General features: G+C 74.8%; 1 protein-coding gene. It reads right to left on the minus strand.

Annotation, left to right across the window (positions count from 1 at the left end; genetic code table 11):
• Positions 1-2,133 (minus strand): condensation domain-containing protein (locus B7767_RS22570; RefSeq protein WP_256923531.1); only part of this gene is annotated, 2,133 nt, incomplete at its 3' end.
• Positions 2,134-2,149 lie beyond the last annotated feature (16 nt).

Raw genomic sequence — 2,149 nt, forward strand, 5'->3', positions numbered from 1 at the left:
CCGCGCTTCACGGGCCGGGGCGGCGGGCGCGGTGCGGGGCTCCTGGGTGTCCCACGCCCGCGGTGCGTCGGCCAGCCGGCGCACCCGCTCGGCGTAGGCGGCGAACGCCGCGTCCGCCTCGTCGGCGGGCAGGGCGCTCTCCAGGACGTCCCACTGGAGCAGGAGCTCCCCGTGCTGCTCGATCACCTGGTGGTCCAGCCAGGTCTGCGGGGTGCTGCTCACGCCGTACACCGGTGCGCCCGCCCAGTCCAGGTCGTGTCCGCCGCCGAGCGGCCCGGACAGGCCCAGGGCGCTGGTGAAGACCACGGGAACGGACTCGGTGCGGCCGGTGCGCGAGGACTTCTCGGCCAGCAGGTCGAGCGCGGAGAACTCCCGGTGGTCCAGGTCCTCGAAGAGGGTGCGCTGGGCCCGTACGGCGGCGTCGGCGAAGCAGCGGGTGTCCGAGCGGTCCACCTCGTGCAGCATCAGCGAGGTGAAGTCACCGACCACGGCGTCGGCCCCGGGAAGGTGCGCGGGCCGGTCGAAGAGGGTGAGGGTGACGGCGAAGCGGTTCTGCCCGGACCACTCGGCGAGGGCTTCGCCGTAGGCCGCCAGAAGGACGGCCGTGGGGGTCAGTCCGCGCCGGGCGGCCTCGGCCTTGAGGGCGTTCCAGCGGTCCGGCTCCAGACGGGCGGTGCGCCGTGCGAAGAGGGGCCGCTCTCCGGGGCTCCCGGCCCGGACGGGCAGTGCGGGTGCGCCGGGCAGGTCGTCCAGCCTGGCCCGCCAGTAGGCGGCGGCCCGCGCGTGCTCCGGGCCCTCGGTGCGGCGTTCGAGCGCGGCCACACAGTCCGCGAAGGTGGTCTCCAGCGGCGGCAGCTGGGCGTCGGGGTCGTGGTAGAGGGTGCGCAGTTCGCGGTCCCAGATCAGGTAACTGGCGGTGTCGCACACCAGCACGTCCACGTTGACGAACAGCCGGATGACGTCGCCGGGCAGTCGGGCGGCCCTGATGTCGACCAGGGGCCAGCGGCCCGGGCGGGGTTCGCGGCGCACCATGCGGGTGCGCACGCGTTCCAGCTTCCGGGCGCGCTCGGCGTCATCGTCCTCCGTCAGGTCCTGCACCCGGATCCGGTAGTGGGGCACCTTGTCGAGCACCCGGTTGCGCCCTTCCGGCGAGACGACCGCGCGCAGCATCGGGTGGCGGGCGATGACCGCGTTCCACGCCGTTTCGTAGCGGTCGGTGTCCAGGCCGGGACAGTCGTACTCCAGGTGGAAGGAGCACGGGACGTCGCCGAGGCGGTAACCGCCCGATCCGCCGACCCAGTAGGCGTGTTGCACCCGGGTGAGGGGGAACTCCCGGAGGCCGTCTCCGGGGTGCGGAGACGGTTCGTTCGCGTCCTGGGGCGTGGCGGGATCCCGCCGGAATTCCCCGCCGGGCAGCATCGGGGCCAGGGCCGCGATGCTGGGCCGGGCGAGCAGGTCCTGCAGCCGCAGTTCGGCACCATGGTCGTCGCGCAGCCGGGCGAGCATCCGGGTGGCCAGCAGGGAGTGCCCGCCGAGTGCGAAGAAGTCGGCGTCGCGGTCGGTGACGGGGAAGCCCAGCAGGTCCGACCAGACCTCTGCCATGAGGGTCTCCGCCCCGGTGGTGAATCCCGTACCGGCCTGCGGCTCCCCCGCGGGTGCGCCGGGAGCCGGTGCGGCAAAGGCGGGTACGGCCGTGGGCGTGCCCATGGTGCGGGGTGCGAGGTCGGCCGGCGAGACGGCGACGGAGGCCGGGACACGGCCACCGGCTGCGAGCGCCAGCAGCCGGTCCACGGTGCGCATGCCGTCCGTCAGACCGATCGAGTGCCGGGAGGCGACGGTGCGTTCGCTCCCACCGGGCCCGACGCGCCAGCCGTCCCAGGCCACGCTGATCCACCGGGGTGTGTCCGGGCCCGCGTGGTGCTCGTACTCGGCAAGGGCGTCCAGGTAACGGTTGACGGCGGCGTACGGGGCGAGGCCGAGGCCTCCGACGAACGCCGTGGCGGAGGACATCAGCAGGACGGTGGCCGGGCGGCGGCCGGGCGGGAGGCCGTGCACGGCGTCGCGCAACGCGAGGGCCGCGGTGACCTTGGCGTGCGCGTGCGCGCGCACGGCCTGCTCCTCGGTCGCCCGCAGGGGCGCGACGGCTGCG

The organism is Streptomyces sp. 13-12-16 (genome assembly GCF_002114215.1).
Lineage (GTDB): Bacteria > Actinomycetota > Actinomycetes > Streptomycetales > Streptomycetaceae > Streptomyces.